At 34.8% G+C, this 2111-nt stretch carries 2 protein-coding genes; one reads left to right on the plus strand and one right to left on the minus strand.

The annotated features are described in order from the left end of the window. Nucleotides 1-157 precede the first annotated feature (157 nt). A complete protein-coding gene (locus ACP6PK_RS15405; protein WP_426560543.1) occupies nt 158-994 on the minus strand; it encodes a pentapeptide repeat-containing protein in 837 nt (278 codons plus the stop codon). A 181-nt stretch (nt 995-1175) separates the two neighbouring features. On the opposite strand from ACP6PK_RS15405, the gene ACP6PK_RS15410 reads away from it, so the two are divergent. Continuing rightward, nucleotides 1176-1763 (plus strand): phycobiliprotein lyase, encoded by a 588-nt coding sequence (locus ACP6PK_RS15410; protein WP_426560545.1) that lies wholly within the window; start codon nt 1176-1178, stop codon nt 1761-1763. Nucleotides 1764-2111: the final 348 nt, after the last annotated feature.

A 2111-nucleotide genomic window follows, 5' to 3' on the forward strand; every position in this document is an offset into this window, starting at 1 on the left:
ATCTCTGAGGAAAATTTGGCTGGAGACTGAAAGAAACTATAACGTTACAGTTTTTAGATTTTAGAGGAATTATCTGAGTAGCGATCGCCCTATTGCAGCTTGACAATTAATGAAACTATAACGTTACAGTTTTTAGATTTTAGATAAAGTCTAATATTCAAAAATCATTCAGATAAGATAATAAACTACTCTTGGTATTAGTCCGACTAAAAGAATTCCAAGTGCTTAAATCTTTACCAGGATATCCAGATAACATAGCTCTAGCATCATCACTCAATCCTTGCACTAAAGTAAAATCAACTCCAGCAATACTAATAATGTTATCTAAACTTGCTCCTGTTAAATCGGCTGCCCGTAAATCTGCTCCATCCAACTCTACCGCATTGAGTCGAGCATCGCGCAAATTAGCTCCTATCAAAAAAGCTCCCTTCATATTCGCTCCACTCAAAGCAGCACCTTGCAAATTTGCACCTGTCAAGTCTGTACCACTCAGATAAGCTCCCCGCAAATTAGCACCACGGAGGTCAGCCCCTCTCAGGTAAGCTGTATTTAAGAAAGCTCCACTTAAATTAGCTCTAGGTCCAACTGCTCCTGATTGTTTGTAAGCAAATCCTTCAGGCCAAACAGTTCCCCCATCATAGTAAGCTACTTGGAGTTTAGTACCTTCTAAGTTAGCATTGGTAAAATTAGCATTCTGTAGTTCAGCTCTGTTCAAATAAGTATCAGTTAAATCTGCTCCACTCAAGTTCGCACCTTGAAGGTTAGCTCCTCGTAAATCAGCACCTTTGAGATTTGCTCCACTCAAGTCGGCTTGACTCAAATTTGCTCCGATAAGAATAGTATTATTTAATTTAGCTTGTTGTAAATTGCTTTGACTCAGATTAATTTGATATACTTCAATTTCACTAATATCTATACCTTGTAAATTACTACCGATAAGATTTTTGTTTTGCTGATAAGCTTGAATAATTTCTGTAGCTGATTGAAACTGCATTTTGTTTGAGGATTGCTTACTATTGACAATGGGTTTTATATATAGATTCGTTAATTATCTATTCAAAAGTCTCCATTTGATTTATCCTATAATTTTATGACTCTCAACTAGATTTTTGTTGATTTTTCTTAACTAAAAATCTGGAGGATATTAACGAAACTTTAGAGGTAAAAAATTAAAGATGCGATTTACTCCACCAATGACAATGATGGATTTTTTTATCAAAAGTGAGGGAACATGGTTTTCTCAACGTACTGTTCATCATTTTGATTCTGCTGAAGATGAGTCAGGGGAATCTAATTTTATTGTCAAAGTTTTAACAAAAGATGACCCTAAAGTTATTGAAGTTTGTGAAGAGCAAAAAGTAAATCCAGCTTTAGCGACAGGTGGTGCAAGTTTTAATTGGCAAGATAATTTAGATAATGATGAACCTAATCCAAATTATGCTGCTATTTTAGTTGATATTCCTGATTCTGAAACAGGTAGAACTGGAAAATTTTTGCGTAATCGTGGTTATGTTGAAGGTATTCCTGTAGTGGGTAGATATCATTTTGCTACTGATGGAGTCTTGACAATTGATACAGAATATGAAAGAAATCAAGGGCAAGAACGTTGTTGGTTTTTGACAGATGATTTTCGAGTTAGAGTTAGTACAGTCCGAATGATGAATGGTGTTAATTTGATGGCTTATTGTTCTGAACGTCGTTGTTTAACTCGCAAACAATTAGAAGAAATGGTGGAAAAAAATCTTGCTAGAAGTAATGGTTAATGGATAATTGATAATTACCTCTGGTTAAAACCCCAACGGAATTGAAAATAAGGAAGTATTATTTCTTTTCTTGCTATGAGTTATAGATTGGCTTGGGAGACCAAACACCTACTCAGTAAATCAGGAAAAATTAATTGCTCTTGTTAATTTTATCCTACTATTCCAACTCCTGAATTGTTCCAAATTTTGTCAAATTGCTATGAGTTATAGATTGGGTTGGGAGACCTAACCCCTACTCAGTAAATCAGGAAAAATTAATTGCTCTTGTTAATTTTATCCTACTATTCCAACTCCTGAATTGTTCCAAATTTTGTCAAATTGCTATGAGTTATAGATTGGGTTGGGAGA

Source organism: Dapis hubbardiae BLCC-M172 (assembly GCF_050016015.1).
Lineage (GTDB): Bacteria > Cyanobacteriota > Cyanobacteriia > Cyanobacteriales > Microcoleaceae > Trichodesmium.

What these genes read in the sequence shown, in the direction of transcription:
- ACP6PK_RS15405 (WP_426560543.1), bottom strand. Translation starts at nt 994, where the DNA reads ATGCAGTTTCAATCAGCTACAGAAATTATTCAAGCTTATCAGCAAAAC.
- ACP6PK_RS15410 (WP_426560545.1), top strand. Translation starts at nt 1,176, where the DNA reads ATGCGATTTACTCCACCAATGACAATGATGGATTTTTTTATCAAAAGT.